At 62.2% G+C, this 23,252-nt stretch carries 29 protein-coding genes and 1 pseudogene; 13 read left to right on the top strand and 17 right to left on the bottom strand.

Annotated elements, in window-relative coordinates:
* Window positions 1–48: 48 nt before the first annotated feature.
* Window positions 49–1,650, top strand: coding sequence for an MDR family MFS transporter (locus BSY240_RS07470; RefSeq protein WP_150127428.1), 1,602 nt, complete (start codon window positions 49–51; stop codon window positions 1,648–1,650).
* A 75-nt stretch (window positions 1,651–1,725) separates the two neighbouring features.
* On the opposite strand, the gene BSY240_RS07465 is transcribed toward BSY240_RS07470, so the two are convergent.
* Window positions 1,726–3,936 carry a methyl-accepting chemotaxis protein gene (locus tag BSY240_RS07465; RefSeq protein ID WP_236759330.1) on the bottom strand — a complete coding sequence of 737 codons (2,211 nt, stop codon included), beginning with the start codon at window positions 3,934–3,936 and terminating at the stop codon, window positions 1,726–1,728.
* A 311-nt stretch (window positions 3,937–4,247) separates the two neighbouring features.
* Between BSY240_RS07465 and BSY240_RS07460 the strand changes: the two genes are divergently transcribed.
* Both BSY240_RS07460 and BSY240_RS07455 read left to right on the top strand, forming a co-directional pair.
* Window positions 4,248–5,066 (top strand): L,D-transpeptidase, encoded by an 819-nt coding sequence (locus BSY240_RS07460; protein ID WP_054151137.1) that lies wholly within the window; start codon window positions 4,248–4,250, stop codon window positions 5,064–5,066.
* Between the two features lie 157 nt (window positions 5,067–5,223).
* Window positions 5,224–5,934 (top strand): L,D-transpeptidase, encoded by a 711-nt coding sequence (locus tag BSY240_RS07455; protein ID WP_069041877.1) that lies wholly within the window; start codon window positions 5,224–5,226, stop codon window positions 5,932–5,934.
* A 109-nt stretch (window positions 5,935–6,043) separates the two neighbouring features.
* Here the strand turns inward: BSY240_RS07455 and BSY240_RS07450 are convergent, their stop codons facing one another.
* The 5 genes from BSY240_RS07450 to BSY240_RS07430 form a co-directional block, all read right to left on the bottom strand.
* Window positions 6,044–6,448, bottom strand: a complete 405-nt coding sequence (locus tag BSY240_RS07450) for a host attachment family protein (protein WP_069041876.1) — start codon at window positions 6,446–6,448, stop codon at window positions 6,044–6,046.
* A gap of 131 nt (window positions 6,449–6,579) precedes the next feature.
* Entirely contained in the window at window positions 6,580–6,945 is a 366-nt protein-coding gene (locus BSY240_RS07445; RefSeq protein ID WP_069041875.1) for a hypothetical protein, read from the bottom strand.
* Window positions 6,942–7,838 (bottom strand): class A beta-lactamase, encoded by an 897-nt coding sequence (gene bla, locus BSY240_RS07440; protein WP_210183769.1) that lies wholly within the window; start codon window positions 7,836–7,838, stop codon window positions 6,942–6,944. The genes BSY240_RS07445 and bla overlap by 4 nt, the downstream gene beginning before the upstream one ends.
* Before the next feature lie 83 nt (window positions 7,839–7,921).
* On the bottom strand, window positions 7,922–9,262 hold the full coding sequence (locus tag BSY240_RS07435; RefSeq protein WP_069041874.1) for a DUF2254 domain-containing protein: 1,341 nt from the start codon (window positions 9,260–9,262) through the stop codon (window positions 7,922–7,924).
* Window positions 9,263–9,346: 84 nt separating this feature from the next.
* Window positions 9,347–9,808, bottom strand: a complete 462-nt coding sequence (locus BSY240_RS07430; RefSeq protein ID WP_054151132.1) for a MarR family winged helix-turn-helix transcriptional regulator — start codon at window positions 9,806–9,808, stop codon at window positions 9,347–9,349.
* Between the two features lie 144 nt (window positions 9,809–9,952).
* On the opposite strand from BSY240_RS07430, the gene BSY240_RS07425 reads away from it, so the two are divergent.
* Together BSY240_RS07425 and BSY240_RS07420 are read left to right on the top strand one after the other, a co-directional pair.
* Window positions 9,953–10,375 (top strand): organic hydroperoxide resistance protein, encoded by a 423-nt coding sequence (locus BSY240_RS07425; protein WP_054151131.1) that lies wholly within the window; start codon window positions 9,953–9,955, stop codon window positions 10,373–10,375.
* 226 nt (window positions 10,376–10,601) lie between these two features.
* Complete coding sequence (locus tag BSY240_RS07420; RefSeq protein WP_054151130.1) at window positions 10,602–10,814, top strand: hypothetical protein; 213 nt, start codon at window positions 10,602–10,604, stop codon at window positions 10,812–10,814.
* Window positions 10,815–10,822: 8 nt separating this feature from the next.
* Here the strand turns inward: BSY240_RS07420 and BSY240_RS07415 are convergent, their stop codons facing one another.
* Window positions 10,823–11,269, bottom strand: a complete 447-nt coding sequence (locus tag BSY240_RS07415; RefSeq protein WP_069041873.1) for a MarR family winged helix-turn-helix transcriptional regulator — start codon at window positions 11,267–11,269, stop codon at window positions 10,823–10,825.
* Window positions 11,270–11,319: 50 nt separating this feature from the next.
* On the opposite strand from BSY240_RS07415, the gene BSY240_RS07410 reads away from it, so the two are divergent.
* Genes BSY240_RS07410 through BSY240_RS07400 form a run of 3 tightly spaced genes read left to right on the top strand, consistent with a single transcriptional unit; the run spans window position 11,320 to window position 13,359 of the window.
* Window positions 11,320–12,051 carry a DUF899 domain-containing protein gene (locus tag BSY240_RS07410; RefSeq protein WP_069041872.1) on the top strand — a complete coding sequence of 244 codons (732 nt, stop codon included), beginning with the start codon at window positions 11,320–11,322 and terminating at the stop codon, window positions 12,049–12,051.
* A 10-nt stretch (window positions 12,052–12,061) separates the two neighbouring features.
* On the top strand, window positions 12,062–12,553 hold the full coding sequence (locus tag BSY240_RS07405) for a DUF1579 domain-containing protein (RefSeq protein ID WP_069041871.1): 492 nt from the start codon (window positions 12,062–12,064) through the stop codon (window positions 12,551–12,553).
* 29 nt (window positions 12,554–12,582) lie between these two features.
* Window positions 12,583–13,359, top strand: a complete 777-nt coding sequence (locus BSY240_RS07400) for a VOC family protein (RefSeq protein ID WP_069041870.1) — start codon at window positions 12,583–12,585, stop codon at window positions 13,357–13,359.
* A gap of 75 nt (window positions 13,360–13,434) precedes the next feature.
* Here the strand turns inward: BSY240_RS07400 and BSY240_RS07395 are convergent, their stop codons facing one another.
* The 4 genes from BSY240_RS07395 to BSY240_RS07380 form a co-directional block, all read right to left on the bottom strand.
* A complete protein-coding gene (locus BSY240_RS07395) occupies window positions 13,435–13,662 on the bottom strand; it encodes a hypothetical protein (protein WP_006727163.1) in 228 nt (75 codons plus the stop codon).
* A 132-nt stretch (window positions 13,663–13,794) separates the two neighbouring features.
* Window positions 13,795–14,031, bottom strand: a complete 237-nt coding sequence (gene rpsU, locus BSY240_RS07390; protein WP_054151125.1) for a 30S ribosomal protein S21 — start codon at window positions 14,029–14,031, stop codon at window positions 13,795–13,797.
* A gap of 240 nt (window positions 14,032–14,271) precedes the next feature.
* Window positions 14,272–14,481, bottom strand: coding sequence for a cold-shock protein (locus tag BSY240_RS07385; RefSeq protein WP_006727165.1), 210 nt, complete (start codon window positions 14,479–14,481; stop codon window positions 14,272–14,274).
* A gap of 12 nt (window positions 14,482–14,493) precedes the next feature.
* Window positions 14,494–14,838: a hypothetical protein gene (locus tag BSY240_RS07380; protein ID WP_069041869.1), complete on the bottom strand. Its 345-nt coding sequence runs from the start codon at window positions 14,836–14,838 to the stop codon at window positions 14,494–14,496.
* 105 nt (window positions 14,839–14,943) lie between these two features.
* Here BSY240_RS07380 and BSY240_RS07375 point away from each other — a divergent pair, with 105 nt between their 5' ends.
* On the top strand, window positions 14,944–15,435 hold the full coding sequence (locus tag BSY240_RS07375) for a hypothetical protein (protein ID WP_054151123.1): 492 nt from the start codon (window positions 14,944–14,946) through the stop codon (window positions 15,433–15,435).
* 315 nt (window positions 15,436–15,750) lie between these two features.
* Window positions 15,751–16,800, top strand: coding sequence for a fatty acid desaturase (locus BSY240_RS07370; protein ID WP_069041868.1), 1,050 nt, complete (start codon window positions 15,751–15,753; stop codon window positions 16,798–16,800).
* A gap of 93 nt (window positions 16,801–16,893) precedes the next feature.
* Here BSY240_RS07370 and BSY240_RS07365 read toward each other — a convergent pair whose 3' ends face one another.
* The gene (locus BSY240_RS07365) at window positions 16,894–17,589 is read right to left on the bottom strand and encodes a helix-turn-helix transcriptional regulator (protein ID WP_069041867.1); all 696 of its coding nucleotides are present in this window, start codon (window positions 17,587–17,589) and stop codon (window positions 16,894–16,896) included.
* A gap of 122 nt (window positions 17,590–17,711) precedes the next feature.
* On the opposite strand from BSY240_RS07365, the gene BSY240_RS07360 reads away from it, so the two are divergent.
* Entirely contained in the window at window positions 17,712–18,347 is a 636-nt protein-coding gene (locus BSY240_RS07360; protein WP_069041866.1) for a LysE family translocator, read from the top strand.
* A gap of 32 nt (window positions 18,348–18,379) precedes the next feature.
* Here the strand turns inward: BSY240_RS07360 and BSY240_RS07355 are convergent, their stop codons facing one another.
* From BSY240_RS07355 to BSY240_RS07340, 5 genes and pseudogenes are all read right to left on the bottom strand, one after another.
* A complete protein-coding gene (locus BSY240_RS07355; protein WP_069043877.1) occupies window positions 18,380–18,691 on the bottom strand; it encodes a BrnA antitoxin family protein in 312 nt (103 codons plus the stop codon).
* Window positions 18,688–18,934: pseudogene (locus BSY240_RS24545) on the bottom strand (BrnT family toxin). The gene BSY240_RS07355 and the pseudogene BSY240_RS24545 overlap by 4 nt, the downstream one beginning before the upstream one ends.
* A gap of 63 nt (window positions 18,935–18,997) precedes the next feature.
* Window positions 18,998–19,318, bottom strand: a complete 321-nt coding sequence (locus BSY240_RS07350; protein WP_069041865.1) for a YnfA family protein — start codon at window positions 19,316–19,318, stop codon at window positions 18,998–19,000.
* A gap of 62 nt (window positions 19,319–19,380) precedes the next feature.
* The gene (locus BSY240_RS07345) at window positions 19,381–20,187 is read right to left on the bottom strand and encodes an EAL domain-containing protein (RefSeq protein WP_236759329.1); all 807 of its coding nucleotides are present in this window, start codon (window positions 20,185–20,187) and stop codon (window positions 19,381–19,383) included.
* A 153-nt stretch (window positions 20,188–20,340) separates the two neighbouring features.
* On the bottom strand, window positions 20,341–21,909 hold the full coding sequence (locus tag BSY240_RS07340; RefSeq protein WP_069041864.1) for a helicase HerA-like C-terminal domain-containing protein: 1,569 nt from the start codon (window positions 21,907–21,909) through the stop codon (window positions 20,341–20,343).
* Window positions 21,910–22,153: 244 nt separating this feature from the next.
* Between BSY240_RS07340 and BSY240_RS07335 the strand changes: the two genes are divergently transcribed.
* On the top strand, window positions 22,154–22,546 hold the full coding sequence (locus BSY240_RS07335) for a DUF937 domain-containing protein (RefSeq protein WP_054151115.1): 393 nt from the start codon (window positions 22,154–22,156) through the stop codon (window positions 22,544–22,546).
* A gap of 224 nt (window positions 22,547–22,770) precedes the next feature.
* Window positions 22,771–23,247, top strand: a complete 477-nt coding sequence (locus BSY240_RS07330) for a hypothetical protein (protein WP_069041863.1) — start codon at window positions 22,771–22,773, stop codon at window positions 23,245–23,247.
* Window positions 23,248–23,252: the final 5 nt, after the last annotated feature.

Here is a 23,252-nt window from a genome sequence, read left to right as displayed (position 1 = left end):
TATAAATGCGAGGGGCACATTTTGTGGCCAGACAGGAGCCCCCGATCCATGACCAGAGCCACCACCGCCGCCCCCACCGGGCCCGATCCCCGTTTCGAACCGCATCCGACAGCGAGCGCCACCGCCGCGCCGACAGCGGACAATACGCCGCTGGTCACTGATCCCAGGCTCCGCCTTTTCGTCTATCTCCTGCTGATGTCCGCCATGTTCATGGCGACCCTCGACAACCAGATCGTCTCGACGGCGCTTCCGACCATTGTCGGCGAGTTCGGCGAGTTGGAACGCTTCGGCTGGGTCGGCTCCGCCTATCTGCTCACGACCAGCGCCGTCATGCCGCTCTATGGCAAACTCGGCGATCTCTTCGGCCGCAAGTATGTGATCATGGCAGCCATCGCGATCTTCACGCTCGGCTCTCTGGTCTGCGGTCTTGCCGTCTCCATGGATACGCTGATTGCCGCCCGCGTGCTGCAGGCGCTCGGCGGCGGCGGCATCATGGTCTCGATCTTCTCGATCAATGCCGATCTTTTCGAACCGCGCGAACGGGCCCGCTACCAGAGCTATTCTAGCCTCGTGCTAATGGCCTCTGGCGCGCTTGGTCCAGTCCTCGGCGGCACGCTGTCGGATCTCTTCGGCTGGCGCTCGATCTTCCTCGTCAACCTGCCGATCGGCATCGCCGTCCTGATCGGCCTTGCCTTTCTGCTGCCTTATCGCAAGCCGAACCGCAAACCGAAGATCGACTATGCCGGTGCGATCCTGCTCGCCGGTGCCGTCGCCTCCATCGTTTTCTGGGCCGATAGCAGCCAGATCTTCGGCTCGCTGATCGCCTGGCAAAGCCTTGCCGTCGTCGCCTTCGGTGCGCTCTGCGCCATCGGCTGGGTGCTTGTCGAGCGTCGTGCCCCCGAGCCCGTCGTGCCGCTTTCGCTGTTTGCCAAGCCGACGATCAACCTGCTGCTGGTCATCTCGCTGGTCTCGGGCGCCATCGGCATCGGATCGGTCAACTACATCGCCCTCTATCTGCAAACGACGACGGGCCTCTCGCCCTCCATGGCCGGCCTGCTCTTCGTCGCGACAACAGGCGGCATCGCCATCGGCTCGATCGCCGCCGGTCGGCTGATCGCGAAAAGCGGCCGCTACAAACCCTTCTCGATTGCGTCTGCAGCCCTCGGCGTTGTCAGTCTTGGCATCTTCTCCTTCCTGCATGCCGGAACCCCGCTGATCTTCATCGCGCTGGTCATGCTGTTCCAGGGCTTTGGCGTCGGCATCGGCCAGCAGGTTCCGGTCATCGGCGTCCAGAATGCCGCTTCCCGCGCTGATGTCGGCGCCGCCACCGGAACGGTCACGCTGACGCGCATGGGCGGCGCCGCGATCGCAATCTCCATCTACGGCGCTATCGTCAGCTCCGGCCTCACCCAGGTCCAGATCGCGCTTCCCGGTGGCGTCGATTTCCGCAACCTCACACCCGAAGGGCTCGCCGCCCTGCCGGAGGCCGCCCGTGCCCTGGTTGCCAACGCCTATTCCGACGCCTTCGTGCCGCTCTTCCTGACGGCCTCCGGCATGATGGTGATCGGCCTGATCGCGGCGCTCCTCCTCCCCAATATCCGCCTGCCGCGCGAAGGCGAGGGCAAGCCCGCGGCCGCTGCCGGCGCTTAAACGTTGAGACAGAAATGAAAGACCCCGGCGTGCGAAGCGCCGGGGTCTTGTCTTGCAGGATAGCTTTTGGGTCGATCAGGCCGCGTAGCGCTGGGCGTTACCGTCCTTCTGGACCTTGAAGCGCGCGACGAGGGCGCGTAGATGCGCGGTCTCTTCGGCGAGCTTTGCGGTGCTGGCGGCGGCTTCTTCCACCATCGCCGCATTCTGCTGGGTCATCTGGTCCATCTGGTTGACGGCCATGTTGACCTCGGCGAGACCCGTCGACTGCTCCTGGGCGGCCGTTGCGATCGAGGTCACCTGGCTCGCAATACCGACAACCTTCGTCTGGATGTCGCTCAGCGCCTGGCCGGTTGAGCCGACGAGGTCGACACCTGTCCGCACCTCTTGCGAGGACTTGGTGATCAGCGTCTTGATGTCCTTGGCAGCCGTTGCCGAACGCTGGGCGAGTTCGCGCACTTCCTGGGCGACGACGGCAAAACCCTTGCCCGCTTCGCCGGCCCGCGCCGCTTCAACGCCGGCATTCAAGGCCAGAAGGTTGGTCTGGAAGGCGATTTCGTCGATCACGTTGATGATCTGCGAGATTTCCTTCGAGGCCTGTTCGATCCGGCTCATCGCCGACGTCGCCTCGCCGACCACGCCGGAAGAAGCCTCTGCGAACTGCCGGGCTTCCGTCACCATCTTGCTCGAATCCTGCGCCCGCTCGGTCGAGGTCTTGACGGCGACCGTGATTTCCTCAAGCGCCGAAGAGGTTTCCTCCAGCGAGGCGGCCTGGTTCTCGGTGCGGCGCGACAGGTCATTCGAGGCCTGGCGGATCTCGTCGGCGCCACCATTGATCGCATCGGCCGACTGGCGAACCTGCTGCATCAGGTTGCGCAGGCTGGCCATGGCCTCGTTCACATTCGTCTGCAAGCTGGCAAAGACGCCTTGATAGTGTCCTTCCATGCTCTCGGTCAGGTCGCCCTGGGCAAGCGCGGAGATCACCCTGCCGGTCTCGGCGATGCCGGCATCGACGGATTGAACCAGCGTGTTGACGTTGGCGGCGAAACGGTCGAGGTCCGGATTGTCGTAGCGCTTGGTGATGCGACGGGTGAAGTCGCCGGCAACGGCGGCATCGACCACGGTCGCAATGTTCGACTGCAGGTCGGCATTCTTCTCCTGCAGGGCTGCTTCCTGGGCAGCGATGTCACGGATCTTGATGGCGTTCTGCTTGAAGACGTCGACGGCCTTGGCCATCAGACCGATTTCGCTTTGGTGGTCGAGCCCTGGAATAGCGGTGTCGAGCTTGTTGTCGGCGAGCGAACCCATGGCGCCGGTAATCTGGCCAATCGGCTGCGTGATGCTGCGCGCAATGAAGAAGGCGATGAAACCGGCCATGAAGATGCCGACGGCCGCGAGCGTGCTGCCGATCACGACGGCGGTCTCCATCGTCGACTGGATGTTCGGCCCCAGCGTGTCCTGTTGCTTCTTCAGGTCTAGCTTGAGCTGCTCCACCGATTTCGACAGCTGATCCCCGGCGACGTTCATCGTCTCGCTGATCAACTGGTTCCGGCTCTTGATCACCTCATATACCGACTGGATGGCGGCTTCGTAGGTCGCCAATTCGGTCGCAAGCCTGTCGAGCGTAGCAGTCGCGGCGGGATCGGTTGAGCTCGCTTTGATTTCTGCGACTTCCTCACGCGCCTTTTCGGCAAACGTCTTGGCGTTTTCGAATGCGTCATCGCTGTTGTTCAGCAGGAACTTGTTGGTTCCCAGGCGGAGGCTGCTGATGTCATACTTCAATCGCTCGAGCGTAGCGACCGCCTCGACGTTCCCGGAGGTCGCAACAGACTCGCTGATTGCCTCCAGTTCCGCGGCCATCTTCGGCCCGAGTGTGTCGAGCGTTCCGTCCACGAGTTCTTCGCGCTGGGTCTGCAGCGTCACGACCTTGTCGAAGCCCTGCGCATAGGTGTCGATGATGCCGTGGTAGCCGGAAACGGCCGTTTTTGCCGTGTCGCTCAGCTTATAGCTCAGCATGGTGTCGACCGATGCCTTTGTCGTCGCAAGCCGCGTCGTCACATCCTGCTTCAGTTCGTCCGAAGGGTCGGCGCGAAACTTGCGGAAGGCGAGCCGCGCTTCCAGCATATTGGCCTGGATACGGCCCGCTTCGTTCGTCTGCCTCGCGCTCTCGCGATATTCCGCGAATGACGCCTCGTTGCTGAGGTTTGAATAGACGCCGGCCCCGGCGATGACGCCGAGCACGACCAGCACCGACCCAAAGCCCAGATAGATCTTGCTGCCAATCTTCATGTTGTGAAGCACGTTCGTTCGCCCTGCCCAGATGTGAAATGTTGAACGGATCGTGATCGAGACGCCTTAAAAAGTTATGAAACACTAATATCTGCAATACTAAAGATCATAGTTGCGTGCCGATCTGAAGGGGAAATACGACTTCCGGTAAAAGTCTATCCGAAGCAATTCCCCACATGCGGGCACCACGACGTCACAGCTCCAATTCGGGGGGGCAACATGACGGCGCACGCAAGTCACCCCCGGTCATAAGCTTCGCGCCAGCCGCAGCTGACAGGGTGCCGGCAACGATGTCAGTGAATCGGTGCAGCATGTTGAAGCCTCTCCCGTCCGGCCCGGCCTCCCTCCTGTCGAAGCGGCTCTTGTCGCTCGGCCTCGGTACGGCTCTTGTCGGCTCGCTCTCAGGCTGCATCCTGATGACCGATACCAGCCGCATGAACATCGAGGTCTTCCAGGATGAGGTGGCCCCGGTCTGGTACGATCCGGCCCGCACGCCGCCGGCCGCCGACCAGAGCGCACCGCAAAAGCGCGACCTTTACCGCACCCAGTTCCACCAGACCTATGGTCTGCCGGTCTCCAACCCGCTGCATCGGACGCTCTACGGCGTGATGGTCGATGACGGCCACACGCTTCCCGCCATCCCGCTCGACCGCGTACGCTCCGACATGCTGCGCCAGGAGGTGAGCTACCAGTCGACGGAAGCCCCGGGCACCATCGTCGTCGACACCAGGGCGCACTACCTCTATCTCGTCCAGCCGAACGGCAAGGCGATCCGCTACGGCGTCGGGCTCGGCCGTGACGGTTATGCCTGGTCGGGCCGGGGCGTGATCCAGCGCAAGGCGAAATGGCCGCACTGGACGCCGACCGACAACATGGTCGAGAACAATCCCAACCTCAGGCCCGTTTCCGCAGCCCGCGGCGGTCTAGTCGCAGGCCTCAACAATCCCCTCGGCGCGCGTGCGCTCTACATCTATCAGGACGGCAAGGATACGCTCTACCGTGTCCACGGCACGCCGGACTGGCAGTCGGTCGGCAAGGCGACGTCCTCGGGCTGTGTGCGGATGTTCAATCAGGATGTCATCGACCTCTTTGATCGCGTGCCCGACAACACCCCGATTGTTGTCATTTAGCGACACTCATTTGCGACCTTAGCCCTCTCTCCAAAACGTGAGGGGGTGGTAGCGTTGCTTTAATTGAACCTTTCCTGTTTGCATCGCATCATCGCGGAACAAAGCGCACCTCCCAGCGTCTTCATCCGCAGAACTGCTACAGGAAACTCATACCTAAATGTCCTCTACACCCAATTTGACCCGCCGTTCGCTTCTGTCCCTGACAGGCCTCGGCGCGGCATCCCTGCTGGCCAGCTGCACGACCACCTCCCGTCCGCTCCCGCCGGGCACCCGTCTGGAAGGGCCGGTCGTGCCGGCCGCACCGAGCGGCCGCACGCCCGAACTCGATGCAATGTATGGCGAGGTCTATGATGGCGGCTACGTCATTCCGGCCGTCCCGTACTGGCGCATTCCGGAGCGCTTCTATCGCCAGCAGGTGATCGATCCCACCGGCGAAGCCCCCGGCACCGTTGTCGTCGATACCCCGAACCGCTTTCTCTACCTTGTCGAGCGTGGCGGAACCGCCATGCGCTATGGTGTCGGCATTGGTCGCGACGGTTTTGCCTGGGGTGGCGCCGGCGTCATCCAGTGGCGTCAGAAATGGCCAAAATGGACCCCGCCGGATGAGATGATCGCCCGTCAGCCGGAACTGGAGAAATACTCGGTCCGCAACGGCGGCAAGCCCGGCGGCCTCGACAATCCGCTGGGTGCACGTGCGCTTTACATCTTCCAGAATGGTCAGGACACGCTCTACCGTCTGCACGGTTCGCCGGAATGGAGCTCCATCGGCAAGGCCGTCTCCTCCGGCTGCGTCCGTCTGATGAACCAGGACATCATCGATCTCTACGAACGCGTGCCGACCAAGGCAAAGATCGTCGTCCGCCAGTAACCGGCGTTCTTGATCGGATCGCGCGCGGCAATCACCGCAAGAAGACAGAAGGCCCCGCCGGTGACGGCGGGGCCTGTTTGCATTGCGGGGTCTCGAATGCTCGTCGAGATCAGGCGGCTTCAAGCGCCTTTTCGATCTCCTGAACCGTGTGGCCGGTCAGGTCCTTGTCGAGTTCGCCGACCAGCACCGCGGAGAGCTGCTTGTGGTAGCTCTTGCGCATCTCGCCGAGCGTCCGCGGCGCAGCAACGATCACGAGGCTCTTGATCTTGCCGTCGAGCACCTGCTTGTTCAGCATTTCGGTGACACCGTTGCTGAAGCCGTCCTCGTCCTGCTGGCTGTCGTCGGGATTGGCGGCGCTGCTGGAATGGCGGGCGCCGGACGGGATTTTCGAACCGTCAATCTCGTCGGACGGAATGGCCTTCAGCTTGATATCAAGAGCATTCCCTTCGTTCTGGAAGAGGCTCAGCTTCTCGCCGTCGGCAACGGCAATCACGGCATTCTGCGGTACTTGCATGGGCATTCTCCTTGATGGTCTGTGCGGCGCTCACCCGGAGGTGTCGTCACCGCAGTTGACCGAAGGACAACCCTTCGCGTGCAGATCGGTTCCTCGTTCCACCCGCCGGCCGAGGGGCGGATTGACGCGGCTTATTCCCGACAGCGAAATGGGCTGAACGAGCTCGCAGCACCCGCATTCATGCTGGCGATGGTCAGGCCATTGGCGACCTCGATGTCGGCCTCCGTCTGCGGACAGGCATCGATATCGGCAAGACAGCCGCTGTCGATGAATGCCTGGTTCCGGACCAGGAATATGTCCGAAACGCCCTCGCGTCCGACATGGTCGAGGATCTCGGCAAAGGCCTGCCGGTAGACGTCGCATTTCTTCCGCTGCCAGTCCGACCGTGCTTCTGCCGTGGTGCCGGCTTCCTGCGCCATGGCATGCGTGCCGGGCGCCATCAGTGTCGTTGCCAGCGACAGCGTGAAAGCCAGACGGACAATCGTCCGCCCAGTCATCGCGCAAACTCTTCAAAGACCGCTTCACCGATCTCGGCAATCGCCGCGTCCCGCGTCATCAGCGGATGTTTCCTGCCGTCCATGTAGATCGCAATGACGAGCGGCGCGCCTTGCGGCGGGCGCAGGAGCGCCACCACCCCACGCGTGCCATGCCCGCCCGCACCGCCGCGATCGGCGATTGTCCAGCCCTTTGGCAGCTTGGCCTGCAGCAGGCCGCCGGCCACGGCATTCGCCGCCATCCAGGCTTCCAGCTGGTCGCGGGCCGGTGGCGGGAGCGCGCCGTCCAGCAACAGCCGGTGAAGCGTCTGCGCCATCGCCTGCGGTGTCGTCGTGTCGCGCGGGTCGCCGGGTTTCGCCTTGTTGACCTCTGGCTCATAACGGTCAAGCCGCGTGGTCGCATCGCCGATGCCGCGCAGGAAGCCTGTCACTTCGGCCGGCCCGCCGAGCACTTTGAGGATCGCATTGGCGGCGGCATTGTCACTGGTCCGCAGCGTGATCTCGCAGAGCTCTCGCGTGGAGAGGCTCGTGCCGACCCGCGTCTCCGTCACCGGCGAATGCGGTCGCAGGTCCGCTTTTGTGATGCGTGTCGTCTGCTCGAGAACCGCATCGCCACCCGACAGGGCTGCCGCGCAGGCGAGCGACTTGAAGGTGCTTGCCATGGCGAAGCGCTCATCGTCCCGGTAGGCGACGACTGCGCCGCTGCCCGTGTCGATGACCGAAAGCCCGACCCGCATGCCGAGCTTCTGCTCCACGCGCTTGGCCGCCGCGACGATCTGGCCTTCGGCAGCCTGCACGGACGCTGGCATAGCTATGCCCAGGAGCATCAGCGGCAGAACGAGAAGCTGGATTTGGGCGGTGATACGGCGAGCGGTAAGGGTTCTCGATGGTGTCATGCGAATCTCTCCTTCTGCTGCCTGCATCGGGGGCAATCAAGGCATCAGGGAGGCACGCGGCAGGAGAGGCGGAGGGCCAGCGATCAAGCCGGATTGTCAGCCGCCGCCGTCTCGATCGCGGCCAGAACCTGCCGAGTTTCGCTGAGGTAGACCTGCATGGACGACTTGTCGTGCTCGATGGAATGGCATTCCTCGACCGTCTGTTCCAGCGCCGCCAACTGCTCCCTCAGCGCATCTGCCTGGTCGGGCGAGCGGACGGAATGGGAGAGGTCCGCGAGCCGGGCGGCAATCCGCATCAGCACGAGCGGCTGGTCGGCGCCCGCCTGGCGGATCGATCGGAAGCCGGTGTTGAGCATGCGGCGATAGTCGGAACGGCTGACGATCAGACGCAGCACTCCATCGTCATCGTGATACTGCCGATAGGGCAGGGGGCGCTGCTGCACCGCCTCGAAGGAGGCCGCCAGCCGGTCGACCACGGCGACTGCTGTGAAGGGGTCGTTGATCCCCGGCGAAAGGGCCCGAACCGCGATCTCGGTCAGCTGTCGTATGCTGAATTCGAGGTCCTGCGCGGTGGTGTTCTGCAGCCCGATGGTGAAGCAGGCACGCAAGGCTGCGATCGTCTCGTCGTCTATGTCAGTCCCTTCGCCGGTGTCTCCGGTAAAAATCGTGAAATGATCGCCTTCCGCCAACAGATACTGACCGGCCCTCACGGCCACGTCGATCCGCAGATCCTTTTCTACCGCGATGCGGGTCAACGCGGCATAATCGATCACCTGTACGTGCCCGACCGTCCTTAATGCCACCGGCTGACCTATGCCTGCAAAACGGGCAGCCTCTTCGACATGTTTCGTCGGTTCGCCGGGCAAAACCTCATCAAGGGTCACCAGCAGATTGCGATGCAGAGCCTGCACCATGTTGTCGGCGATGATCAGCCGCGCCACCTTGTGAATGTAGAACAAGAGCGACATCAGGCAGATCACGGTCAGCAGGCTGCCGACCGAGATCGCCAGATGCGGAACGCCGTCTTTGCCCAGCGTGTCGGAAATCATCCGCAAAACGAGAATGAGGTAGAGGATCGTGCCGATGAATAGACCGATGACGGACTGGATCTGCCGGTCGGACATGAACTGCGAAATCAGCCGCGGACCGAGCTGGCTGGCGGCAAGCGTCAGGATGACGAAGGTCACGGAGACAACGAGCGACGTCATCGTCATCAACCCGGCCAACAGGCTGCTCAGCAGTTGCCGCGCTGTCTCGGCCTCGCCGCTATAGAGCCACCATCCCGCGCTCACGACATCGGGCCCCAGAAGGTGTCCATAGCTGATCAGCAGTATGGCGAGTAGGGCCGAAAGGCCCGAAAAGATGAGAGGCAGAAGCCATAGCTTGCCACTGACGATATCGAAAAGATTGCGCGCCTTGTCCATTGTTCCACAACGTACAAGGCGGCAGTTTGCTCCGTAACCAAGAGTGAGAATCAGACAAGCTGTCGAGGCTCAAGGAGCGCCTTTTCAGGATCGGTTCTCCTCGATCGCCTCGAGATGGCCTTTCAGCCGCTTGAGACTGTCACGCAGGCTCTCGATCTCGGCAATGTCGCAGCCGATCTGGTTGCCGATCGTCGAAAAGACTTCGAGCGCTCGACCCTTCAGGGCGCGCCCTTCCTCGGTGAGCGTGATGAACACCACGCGTTCGTCGGCCGCATCCCGGCGGCGCGAGACGTAATGGATCTGTTCGAGCCGCTTCAGAAGCGGCGACAGCGTGCCGGAATCCAGGCCGACCTTTTCACCCAGCGCCTTCACCGAGAGATCGTCCTCCTCCCACAGCGCCATCATCACCACATATTGCGGATAGGTCAGTCCTAGAGGCGTGAGCAATGGCTTGTAGGCGCGCGTGAAGGCATGTGCGGCGCCGTAGAGCGCAAAGCACAGCTGCTTGTCCAGCCTCAGTTCCTTTTCCAGCGTTTCGTCATCCATAGCCCTTGATGAACCCCTTTCGGCATCTATTGTTTCCACAGTGACCAAAACTGGCGCACATTTCAATGCGCAAAAAACAATTGCGCGCAATTCAATTGTGCGCTATATAGAAATTCACCAACCGCAAAACAAGGAGAACATCCAATGGCTATTCTTTACACCGCACACGGACATGCCACCGGCGGCCGCTCCGGTCATGGCGCCTCCGACAATGGCGTCCTCGATGTCACGCTCACCACCCCGAAGGAACTCGGCGGCGACGGCGCAACCGGCACCAATCCCGAGCAGCTCTTTGCTGTCGGCTATTCAGCCTGCTTCCTCGGCGCGTTGAAGGCTGTTGCCGGCAAGGAAAAGGTGAAGATCCCGGAAAACGCCAAGGTCCACGCCGAAGTCGGCATCGGCCCCCGCGAAGACGGCACTGGCTTCGGCATCGAAGTGAAGCTTTCGGTCGAGATCCCCGGCATGGAGCGCGAACTGGCCGAGAAGCTGGTTGCGGCCGCCCACATCGTCTGCCCCTACAGCCACGCCATGCGCACCTCGACCGAAGTTCCGGTCTCGGTCATCTGATCGGTCTCAATTGAGATATCCACCGCCCGAAGGCCGGCCTCGCGCCGGCCTTTTTCATGTCCGCGTCGCATGCTCTTGAGCCGCGTCAATTGTCCGGGCCGGGCGCCGTCACTGCGCCGGTGCCAATCGCAACCGCCAGTCCAGCGGAAAGCGCAATAAGCGCGGAGGGGAACCCTTTGCCCTTGTTCCCGGTTGGACCTCGATACCCACAATCGAGGACGAAACCATGCAAACCACCACAGCCAATGCAATCTATGAGGATCATCGCCTGTCGCCGGATCTTCCGGTCAACGAGGTGACCCGTCACGAGATTCGCCGCAGCTACCCGGCATCCGCCTTCCGCGGGCCGCTGTTCGAGGGCCGCGACCGTGTGGCGCTCGCCATGGCGACAGTCATGTTGATCGGTCCGCTGGTCGCCCTGCCGCTTGGCCTCGGCTGAGGCAGCCGTCAGGCACTGACCTCCAGCAGTCCGCGGCGAAGGATCGCGGGGTCGGCCTGCATGCCGGCCTCGATCTCGCCATGCAGATCGGTCCAGATCGGCACTGCGCTGGACAGCGTACGCGCACCTTCCTCCGTGAGCCGCAGCCGCTTGCCGCGCTTGTCCTTCGGATCCGGCTCGATCGATACCCAACCGCGCGCCGAAAGCGGCTTCAGCGCGGCCGTCAGCGTGGTGCGATCCATGGCCAGAAGTCTGGCAACAGGCCCCATGGGCGGCGGTTCCGGCCGGTTCAGCGCCATCATCAGGGAAAATTGCTGGTTGGTCAGTCCGACCGGCTTCAGTGCTAGATCGAAGCGACGAGCGAGCGCGCGCGCCGCGCGCTGGGCATGCAGGCAAAGGCAGGTATCTTTGACGTGGATGGTCGTGGCGTAAGGAATCAGGGGCATGTTTGACATGGACTAAATATGTTGATATCAACCTAATTGTCAAGAGGAGGATCGGGAAAATGGAATATTCGGTTGTTTCGCGGGAAGGATGGTTGGAGGCCCGCAAAACCTTGCTTGAGCAGGAAAAAGAACTGACCCGTCAGCGCGACCGGGTGAATGCCGCGCGCCTCGCCTTGCCCTGGGTGCGCATGGAGAAGGATTACCGCTTCCAGTCGCCATCGGGCGAAAAGACGCTTGCCGACCTGTTCGATGGTCGCAGCCAGCTGATGATCAACCATTTCATGTTTCATCCGGATTGGGAGGCCGGCTGCGAGGGCTGCTCCTTCTTCGCCGATCATATCGACGGCATGTTGCCGCATCTCAACAATCACGACGTTACCCTCGTCACCGTATCGCGGGCGCCGCTCGAAAAGATCGAGGCCTATAAGCGCCGTATGAACTGGCGCTTCCCCTGGGTCTCGTCCGCAGGCAGCGACTTCAACTACGATTTCCACGTCTCCTTCACCAAGGAGGAGCTCGCTTCCGGCGCGGTGAACTACAACTTCCGCGAAACGCCGAGCGACCGGGCCTTCGACGAGCTGCCGGGTTTGTCCGCCTTCTACCGCAACGACGAGGGCGAGATCTTCCATACCTATTCGCAATATGCCCGGGGCGGGGAGGAGGCGCTGGGCACACTGATGATCCTCGACCACGCGCCGCTCGGCCGCAACGAGACGGGCACGCTGAGTTTCGTCAAGCGCAAGGACGAGTATGTCGCCAAGCCGGCTGAAAAGGCCGGTTGCTGCCACTAAGGAGGGTATCATGGAGTTTGCCAAACCCAGCGAACATCACCGTGTCCTCGACCGGCTGGTCGGCGACTGGCTCTTCCTGACCTCGACCGGGATGGAAGGCTACGACCCCGACGATCCCGAGAAGCGATGGACCGAAAAGATCCGCTCCATCGGCGGCCTCTGGGTGGTCGCGGAAGGTGAGGGCGGTATGGGTACGAGAGGCGGCCGTGCTACCATGATCATGACCATCGGTTACGATCCGAGCCTCGGCCATTATGTCGGCAGCTGGATCGGCTCGATGATGGACAAGTTCTGGGTCTACAAGGGCTGGCTGGAAGATGACGGCCAGACGCTGGTGCTCGAGGCCGAGGGGCCGAGCATGCAGGATCCGTCGCGGACCGAGACCTATCGTGATGTCATCCACTTCGTCGATGATGACACCAGAACCTTCTCGGGCAGCGTTCGCCAACCCGACGGCAGCTTTCACACCTTCATGACCAGCGAAGCAAAACGCATCGGCTGATCGCCGACAGATTGAGAGAGGGACTGCGCATGCATGGCACATTCATCTGGCACGAGCTGATGACCCCCGATCCGGCCGCGGCCAAGGCCTTTTATGGCCCGCTGCTCGGCTGGGAGCCGACCGATATGGAGATGGAGGGCTTTACCTACACCACCTTCGCCGTACCCGGTTTCCCTTCCGGCGTGGCCGGAATGATGGCATTGACCGAGGACATGAAAGGGCAGGGCATACCACCCAACTGGACCGGCTATATCGCCGTCGACGATGTCGACAAGACGGCCGCCGAATACGAGTCGAACGGCGGCGCGATCCACCGCCCGCCGGAGGATATCCCCGGCATTGGCCGTTTCGCCGTCGTCGCCGATCCGCAAGGCGCCGTCGTCTGCCTCATGACGCCGAAGATGCCGGATGGTGAAACCGGCAGCTGGCCGACCCCCGGCAGCACCGGCACGGTCGGCTGGAACGAGTTGATGGCCGGTGATTGGGAAAAGGTCTGGGACTTCTACGCCGGCCGATTCGGCTGGGAAAAGGACATGGCAGTCGATATGGGTGATTTGGGGACGTATCAAACCTTCAAGCTCGGCGATCGGGGCATCGGCGGCATGATGAACAAGACGCCGGAGATGCCCATGCCCTATTGGGGCTTCTTCTTCATCGTCCCGGCCATCGACTCGGCGATCGACAGGATGAAGTCTCTCGGCGGGCAGCTGATGTTCGGCCCCCATGAGGTCCCCGGTGGCGCCTGGATCGCAGCCTGCCAGGACCCGCAAGGCGCCTATTTCAATCTGACGGCGGCGAAGAAATGACATGAAAGAAGCCGGGGCAGCATCCGCAGCCCCGGCTTCCTGGAATTTCTGACTTGGTGGTCGTTTGCGCTCGGCTCAGCCGCGCTTCACGGCCTTTTTCACGGCACGCTTCTTCGGTGCAGGGGCCTGCTCGGCTTCGAGCGCTTCACGTTGCATGCGCAGCGCCTTCAGCGTTTCCGTCTTGCGTTCGCGCGCGGTCGCTTCCTGAGCGATCAGCGAACGGGCGACGCTGTCGGTCGTGGCTGCCTTGTCCTGCGGGGAAACCTTTTCAGGCTTGAAGAAGGTCTCTTTGGTGGCGGTCATGTCCGGATCCTTCCTGCAGCCTGGCTGCCTGTCTCGGCATGTCTGGTCCCTGCCCGCGTCGCAAACTGCGTTGCGCCTTCGTGGCGGGGAGGGCGGGTCCGCGCGCCCGAAGGCGCACGGATCATAGCGTCATTAGCGCGTACGCACTGCCTTCTTCGGAGCCGGCAGAAGGCCTTCGCGCTGCATCTTCTTACGCGCGAGCTTGCGCTGGCGACGAATGGCTTCCGCCTTTTCGCGCACGCGCTTCTCCGACGGCTTTTCAAAGGCGCTGCGGGCCTTCATCTCGCGGAAGAGACCTTCGCGCTGCATCTTCTTCTTCAGCACGCGGAGTGCTTGGTCGACATTGTTGTCACGAACGAGAACTTGCACGGTCGTTTCCTTTCCGGGCGTTGATGCCCGCTTGTTTTCGAGTTTCAAAGGAGGGGATACGACAGGCTAACGCGCCATGCCCCGGCGAAGATCCCGACAAAATCGGGCAAAGATGTGGATCGCGGCTGATGGCTTCGATCACAGGATAAACAAAAAAGGCCGGGCGGAACCCGACCTTCCCTCGCCACTCAGCCCCCTCTGCCGGTAAATCCGTTATCAGCGGGGGCGAGCGACAAATTATTAAGCGGCGCGCAGGTTGTCGGCCGAGCTCTTGCCAGAACGCTTGTCCTGGACGATGTCGTAGCCGATCTTCTGGCCTTCGACGAGGTCGCGCATGCCGGCGCGCTGAACTGCAGAGATGTGGACAAACACGTCGGCAGAGCCTTCATCCGGCTGGATGAAACCAAAACCCTTGGTGCTGTTGAACCACTTTACGGTACCTGTGTTCATAACGATTTCCTTTCAATCGTTGGGCTTGCCGCCGAGACATTCGACGGCTGGTATATCGACGTTGAAGGAAATCTGGCGTGCGCTAAAAGCGCGTAGACAAAGTCGCTCGCAATCTTCGATGCCGGCAATATAGGGAAAGGATGGCGTCGATACAAGCAAAAACCGGAAAACCGCTGTTTCAAGGCTGTTCACGAAGCGAAAGGCGCGCGGGAAGCGGCGGAAAACATTGCAGAAAGCGGCTTTTGCACCGCGGCGAAAAAGTGATGTGGCAAGCCGTGGAATACGCTCCTTCAATATTTCTTCATCATATCGTGAAGGATCGATATTTTTTTCAACGCTGTAGGCCGTTTCACGCAAAAACAGTACGACTTTCTTGACCTCTGCTTGCTACGACAACGCGCCACCTGCGGCTTGAAAAAGCCACCATCTGGCACGTCTCATCCCTCATCAACGGACCCTCCGATGAACAAGTTTCTCGCCGCAACCGCAATCCTCCTGATCACCGCGTCCACCGCACTTGCAGGCAGTTTTACCTTCCCCTCCGACGAGCCGGCCGCAACCGTGGAAATCCCCGATGACTGGCAGCCGACCGAGACCGATTACGGCGTCGAGGCGAACTCTCCTGACGCCGGCACCTATATCTCCTTCGACATTGCAGGCGCCGAAGACATGGACCAGGTCATGACCGACGTTTTCGGCTTCCTGGAAGAAAACGGTGTCGTGCCCGATCCGGCGTCTCAGAAAGAATCAAAGGACCAGCTGAACGGCATGCCGTTCGAGACCATCGACTGGAAGGGGACGGACAAGGACGGTCCCGTCTCCATCGGCGTGGGCATCATTGGCCTTTCTGACGAAAAGATCGCCATCGTCACCTACTGGGCATCCACGGAAACCGAAGCCCAGAACATGCCCGAAGTCGGAAAGATCCTCGCAACACTGAAGCCGGCCGGCTGATGAGCGCCGCTCGTCCCTGACCAGAAGACCAGCGTCCCGGTTCACAAGTGTTCCGGGACGCCATGCACAATGGCCGGCGAAATGCCGCAGCCGGACAAGCGACAGTGTTCCATGGCGACAAGGCCTCCATGATCTGATAGGAGAGGCCACCCGTTCCAGGAGTGACGGGCGATCTCTAAGTCACGAAAGCCAGCCGACCATGACCATTGCTGCGGGCCTCTCCTTCGGATGCCCCGTGTCGCGCGCCCCGATATCGGGCGTCATTAGCCTCTCTGCCGCCTTCCCCGATCAAACCAACCTTTCGGAGGCCGGCCTGTGAGCGCTGCATTCGATTACCGCGACGATCAAATCGTCGAAGACGAGACCCCTGACGCCAAGGCCTGGCTGAAAATCGTCAATACTTATCGCAAACCGGACCTGACGCGCTCGAGCTTCGAGCTCGGCGTCACGCTCGTGCCCTTCGTCCTGCTCTGGCTCGGTGCCTGGGCAAGCTTCGAATACGCCTTCTGGCCGGGCCTCGTGCTCGTCGTGCCGGCGGCAGCCTTCCTGCTGCGCCTCTTCATCATCCAGCATGACTGCGGCCACGGCGCCTTCTTCGCCCGTCGCTCGATCGACGACTGGACCGGTCGCCTGCTCGGCGTCCTGACCTTTACGCCCTACGACTACTGGCGCCGGGCCCATGCCGAACACCATGCGACCGCCGGCAATCTCGAGGAACGTGGCGTCGGTGACATCACCACGCTGACCGTTGCCGAATACAAGGCCCTGTCCCCGATGGGCCGCCTCGGCTACCGCCTCTATCGCAATCCGGTCGTGCTCTTCGGCATCGGCCCGATCTGGGTCTTCCTCTTGAAGCAGCGTTTGCCCTTCGGCATGATGAAGGACGGCGCTTTGCCCTGGGTCTCCACCATGGCAACGAATGCCGGCATGGTTATCATGGCGGCGCTGATGATCTGGCTTGCAGGCCTCGATGCTTTCCTCATCGTGCATCTGCCGATCGTGCTGCTCGCCGGCGCATTGGGCATCTGGCTCTTCTACGTCCAGCACCAGTTCGAAGACACCCATTGGTCCAACCCTCCGGAGTGGCAGTTCCAGCACGCCGCTCTCCACGGCGCCTCGCACTACGATCTGCCCTGGGGCCTGCGCTGGCTGACCGGCCATATCGGCGTGCACCATGTGCATCACCTGTCGAGCAAGATCCCCTTCTACCGTCTGCCGGAAGTCCTGCGCGATCATCCGGAGCTGAAGACGATCAGCCGCATCACACTGATGCAAAGCTTCGCCTGCGTGAAGTTGGTTCTCTGGGACGAAGCCCGCGGTCGTCTGGTGTCGTTCCGGGAAGCCAGGCGGATGGCGGTCGCCTGAGTCCACGACACGACTACCGGTTTTTCGCAAAGTCTTTACGCCCGTCGCTCCAGAAGCGGCGGGCGTTTCATTTGCAGTAGTGCTGGCACGTCTCTAACCGCCCTGGCCGGAGGTGTCCCACCCCGCCACCCACAACTTCCGCAGCCGGTCCCCCTCGCGGCGGAAATGTGCGCCTGTCGCCCGGCAGTCTCTCATCCGGTCAACCCGGAAATTACGGATGCCCTCGCGCAGCTCGCACCAGCCGACGACCACCGCCGCCTCCGAGTAATAAATCAGCGCGATCGGCCGGATCCGCCGTGTCGTTTCCTCCCGCTGCTCGCTGACATAGTCGATCTCGAGCGTCCGCTCGTCACGGATGGCGCGGCGGATCATCGAAAAGTCGATGGTCTCAGGGGCCTCGGCCACACGCCCCCAGGCATAGAGCGTGCGCGACACGATCGCCTCCTTCAGCGGGGCGGGCACGGCAGCCGCGATCTTGTCGAGCACGCGGACCGACGCCTCGCGCAGCTCTGGGTCCGCCGTGCGTTTGGTCAGCGCCATGCCAAGCACGATCGCCTCGGTTTCCTCCGGCGTGAACATCAGGGGCGGCAGGTGAAAGCCGGGCCTCAGGATATAGCCAATCCCGCGCTCGCCCTCGATCGGCACGCGCATCGCCTGGAGGGCTGCAATATCGCGGTAGATCGACCGCTGCGTGACCTCCAGTTTTTCCGCGATCTGCTGCGCCGTTATCGGGTGGGCAGCAAGCCTTAAGGTCTGGATGATCTCGAACAGCCGGGACGCCTTGCGCATGGGTCAGACCTCATCTCAACTGACACACCTTTGTCAGTAGCCCTTGTCTAAAGCATCTCCAAAGCATTGAAAACAGGCCATTCCCCGCGCATGGCCTGCCCATTTAAGGAGATCCTACTGACATGACCTATGCCGAAAACCTCTGGCTCTTCTCCGCCCTGCTGGCGGGCATCATCATCGTGCCCGGCATGGACATGATCTTCGTTATCGCCAATGGCCTGACCGGCGGCCGCCGCGCAGGCGTGGCCGCCACGTCCGGCATCATGCTGGGCGGCGTCTTCCACACGCTTTTCGGCACCATCGCCGTGACAGTCCTCTCGACGCTGGTCCCGCAGCTTGCCGGCCCCATGCTGGTGATCGGTTCGGCCTATATGATCTGGATCGGCTATACGCTGGCCAGAAGCGCCATCGTCATCGACGGCATTGAAGCCTCAAACCTGCACCGGACGGCCCGCATCTTCGGCCAGGGACTGATCACCTGCCTGCTCAACCCGAAGGCCTGGCTCTTCATCCTCGCCGTGTATCCGCAATTCATGCGCCCTGAATATGGGCCCTTCTGGCGTCAGGCGCTCGTCATGGGCGCGCTCACCCTCATGCTGCAGGGGCTGGTCTATGGCGGGCTTGCTTTCGCTGCGGCCAAGGGGCGGGATGCGCTGGTCTCGAAGCCTGAAGTCACCATCTGGATCGGCCGCGCCGCCGGCTGGCTGCTGGTTGCCGTGGCGGCGCTGATGCTGGTGGAAGGGTGGAGGAGTTGGTGAATGGCTCGGGAGGGCGGAACGGGGCAGGGGTCTTAAAGCCCCACCGCCTTTCGCAGCACCTCGTTCATCCGCGACTGCCATCCCTCGCCACCCGCCTTGAACCGCTCGATCACCTCTTGGTCGAGCCGCAGGCTGATCGCCTTTTTCGTCGTCTTCGCCTTGGGACGACCAAGCTTGCGGTCGATTGCCTCCGCGAGATCCGGAAACACCTCGCGGAAGGGGCGGAACTCCTTCAATTCCTCTTCCGTCATTTCCGGGTTGTCGGGATCAGACGCAATCATCGCCTGAATATCGGCCTCTTCCGCGTCCGTAAGCGGGCGGGCCGATGAGAATTTGTCCTTCATGCCTCGCTCCTTTCCCGACGGCTCGCCGGACGCATGGAGATGATGGAGATTGCTTCGCGCCCCATCGGAAGAAAGACGACTGCGACGATAGCGCGACCCTGGAACTCTCCGACCGCGATCGCCCGACCGGTCTTCGCCATCCGGATCGAAGCAGTCAGGAAAAAACGACAGATCGAGTTCGGCAAAGTCGAGGCTGTGCTTCGCCAGATTCTGCTGCCGCTTCGGTTCATCCCAGACAATCACCGTAGTTCATGTATATACGGAAATTCCGCAAGCCGGCATCCTGCCAATCTGGGGTCTTTTCGTTCAGCCCCGGGCAGGCAACAGGATCACCGCTGCGCCGACAAGGCAGATCGCGGCACCCGTCAGGTCGAAGCGATCCGGCCGCTGCCCCTCGATCAGCCAGAGCCAGACAAGCGATGCGGCGATATAGACCCCGCCATAGGCGGCATAGGCGCGGCCCGCTGCCTCGGAGGGGACCAGTGTCAACAGCCACGCGAACACCGCAAGCGACAGAAGGCCGGGCACGAGCCAGAGTGGCGAGCGGTCGAGTTTCAGCCAGGCCCAGAAGGCAAAACATCCGGCGATTTCGGCAAGGGCAGCCAGCGGATAGATCAGCAAGGTCATGGGCGCCATCCTGCCATCTCATCGGCGAGGGCGGAAGGGCATAATGGCATGAGGTCAGAGGCTCAGGCGGATCGGCCCTGAAGGTTGAGTACATGACAGACGCGCGGGAGAAGCTCCGCTTCCTTCGGGAAGCAGACGAAGAAGCCTTGCACGCTGTCGAAGCCGAGCTGCACGGCGATTTCCATCTGGTCTTCGTTCTCGACGCCGGCTGCCGTGACGATCATGCCGAGATCGTGGCCGAGCGCGATGACATGGCGCACGATCGCCTTGTCGACGGCATTGGTGAGCGCGCTGCGCATCAGCGAATGGTCGATCTTCAAGCGCCGGAAGCTGTGGTTGCGGAGCGCCGTAAGCCCGGCATGGGTCGCGCCGAAATTGTCCATGGCCAGCGAAAAGCCGCAGTAATGCAAGGCTTCGAGCGCCAGACTGACCGGCTTGGCCAGCGGGCCATAGAAAGCCGGCTCTGCAACCTCGATCTCCAGCATATCGGGTGTCAGCCCGAAACCCTGCACCATGTCGGTCAGCCGCAGGGCAAAATCGCCGGAACACAGATCGAAGGCCGTGGCATTGACACTGATCCGCCCCATGTCGTGGCCCTCGGCCCGCCAACGCGCCGCCTGGCGCAGTGTCGTCGATAGCACGAAATCACGGATCGACAGCGACATCATGGGATCGCGAAAGACGGCGCGGAAGTCCTGCGCGGCCGCCAGTCGACCAGGCGCAATGCGCCAGCGCAGCAGTGTTTCCACACTGTCCACTTCCCGGTTGTCGACGGAATAGATGGGTTGGTAGGTGAGCTCAAAGCGTCCGCGTTCCAGCGCGCGCTTTGCATTGTTGACCAGAACGACGTGATCCAGACTGCTGTCCAAGCTCGACCCCATGAATTCCCGGAGACAGGTCCGCGAATTGTATCAGTGATGAGTATATATCAGGTATGGTTGCACGGAAGTGAACAAAAACCCGCCGATAACGGCGAGCTTTCGTCACTCAGTTCTTGTGGCGCGCGAGAAAAACGCGAGCCGTCACCGGCGAAGACTGCCGAGGATACCGCGAACCAAGGCACGGCCAACCGAGGTCGCAACGGAGCGTGCCGCACTTTTCATGGCGGCCTCGATCACCGTTTCGCGCTGATAGCCGCCGGAGCGTTTCGTCGTTGTCGTCTTGCGGCTGTTCTGCGTCTCCTCGGGCTCGTCGCCGAAGCCGGGCAGGGTCCAGCGACCGGCAGCGCTGTCTCCGCTTTCCGCCTTCTCCTCCGCCGCGCGCCGCGCTGCCTCGGCGTCTGCGGCCTTCTTCGCCCGGGCGGTGAGGATCTCGTAAGCCGATTCCGAATCGAGATCGATGTCGTATTGCCCGGCGACCGGCGACAGGTTCATCACCTTCTGCCGTGTGGCGTCGTCGATCGGTCCCACCTTGCCCGAGGGCGGGCGGATCAGCGTCCGCTCGACCATGGAAGGAATGCCCTTGGCTTCGAGCGTCGACACCAGCGCCTCGCCGATGCCGAGCTGGGTGATGGTATCAGCACAGTCGAAAGCGGGGTTCGGCCGGAAGGTGTCGGCCGCTGTCTTGACCGCCTTCTGCTCGCGCGGCGTATAGGCGCGAAGCGCGTGCTGCACCCGGTTGCCGAGCTGGGCGAGCACGGTTTCCGGCACGTCGAGCGGGTTCTGCGTGACGAAATAGACGCCGACGCCCTTGGAACGGATCAGCCGCACCACCTGCTCGACCCGCTCGATCAGCACTTTTGGCGCGTCATTGAAGAGAAGATGCGCCTCGTCGAAGAAGAAGACGAGCTTCGGCTTGTCGAGATCGCCCACCTCAGGCAGTTCCTCGAACAGCTCAGAGAGCAGCCAGAGCAGGAAGGTCGCGTAAAGACGCGGGTTCATCATCAGCTTGTCGGCGGCCAGAATCGAAATCGCCCCACGCCCGTCATGGGTGGTGCGCATGATGTCGGTCACCTTGAGCGCCGGCTCGCCGAAGAAATTCTCCGCGCCCTGCTGCTCGAGGATCAGCAATCCCCGTTGAAGTGTCGCGATCGAGGCCTTGGAGATGAGACCGAACTGGCTCGAAAGCTCGGTCGCATGCTCGGCCATGTAATTGAGCAGCGCCTGCAGATCCTTGAGATCCATCAGCGGCAGCCCACCCTCATCGGCAATCTTGAAGGCGATGTTGAGCGCGCCTTCCTGTGCCTCCGAAGCGTTCATCAGGCGCGAGAGCAACAACGGTCCCATCTCGGCGACGGTGGTGCGCACCCGATGGCCCTTCTCGCCATAGAGATCCCAGAAGATGACGGGGAATTCGGCGGGTGCGTAATCGGTAAAGCCGATCTGTGTCGCACGTTGCGTGATCCAGTCCTTCGGCTCGCCCATGGCGGCAACGCCGGAAAGGTCGCCCTTGATATCGGAGGCAAAGACGGGAACGCCGGCCTCGGAAAAGCTCTCGGCCAGCACCTGTAGCGTCACCGTCTTGCCGGTACCCGTCGCGCCGGTGACGATGCCGTGGCGGTTGCCGTATTTCAGCGCCATGTATTCAGCCTTGTTGAGGCTGTCGTCCGGGTTGCGGCTGGTGCCGAGATAGAGCGAGCCTTCTTGCAGCATGCGGACGTTTCTCCCATCGTCATCAGGACTTCAGCTTGCTCTTATAGGAGGAGTGTGGAACATCGACAACGGTCGGATGTCTCACCTTGGTACGGTCCTTGGCGTCAAGGCGGTCTCGGGTGCTCTGCCGGGTCCGTCCTGTCCCCGGCAATTTTTGTCACCCCAGGGCTGGACCGCTTGAGTTCACCGTGAACATCCATTACGTTGACGTTAACGTCAAAATCGCCTCAGGAGGACTTCGAGAATGAGCGAAATCGTCACCCGCATCGCCGACAGTGTCGGCATTTCCCCGGAAAAGGCTGAAACAGCCCTTGGCATGATGCTCGGCTTCCTGCAGCGCGAAGCAGCCGACGGCCCGGTCGCCCGCATGATCGAAGCCATCCCCGGTGCCGCTGAACTGGTCGCCAAGCACAATGGCGAAGGCTCTGGCGGCGGCGGCCTGCTCGGCGGCCTGATGAGCGCCATCGGCGGCGGCGGCATCATGGGCCTCGGCCAGCAGCTGATGTCGCAAGGCCTCGGCATGGGCGAAATCTCGACGCTTGCCAAGGAAACCATGGCGGTTGCCCGCGAATACGCTGGCGCAGACGTTGTCGACGAAGTCGTCGCCTCGGTCCCGGGCCTCAGCCAGTTCGTCTGAGACGAGCGATAGGTGTGAAATGACAAAAGCCGCCGGGGCAACCTGGCGGCTTTTTGCGTTCTCGTCACCGGCGCCACGACGCTTGCGACTGCTCCTCTCCCCTCGGGGAGAGGGTGGCCGAGCGAAGCGGAGGCCGGGTGAGGGGGAACCACAAGCACCTTGCCGCCCTATGGTTGCGGGCGCCGAAACCCGCAGCTAGTGTCGCGATCACTTGAAACGCTGGGGTGAGCATACTGATCCGAACCTATGCCGATATCGAGAAGCTGGAGGGCGAGGACGCGCTCAGTGAGGCTGAGCGGTTGCTCCTAAGTAGCAGTATCGCTGGTCTCGTTGGCCTGATGATGATCGCCGCACAACTCACCTGGAACGCCGGCGACTTCGCCCCCAACTCCGCCGTCATCCTCACATCGCAAGACTGGAAAGCCATCGCCGACGGCCCCTCCGAAAACCCCGCCGCCGACTGGACCGCTCCCCAAGCCCCCGGCAAGGACTACGAGACCTTCTACGCCTTCGCCTATGCCCTCGATGTCGTCGTGCCCGTCCTCGACCTCGGCCAGACCGATGCCTGGGCACCGTCCCCGGCGCGTGGCGAGTGGGGCTACCGGCTCTTCTACCTCCAGAAGATGTTCATCGTCGCAGGCTGGGTCGTCACCTCTATCGCCGCCGCCGCCATCTCCGGCATGATCCGCCGCGACGACTAATCCCC

The sequence above is a fragment of the Agrobacterium sp. RAC06 genome (assembly GCF_001713475.1).
In the GTDB taxonomy this organism is placed as follows: domain Bacteria; phylum Pseudomonadota; class Alphaproteobacteria; order Rhizobiales; family Rhizobiaceae; genus Allorhizobium.
This window is presented reverse-complemented; position numbering and strand designations above follow the sequence as displayed.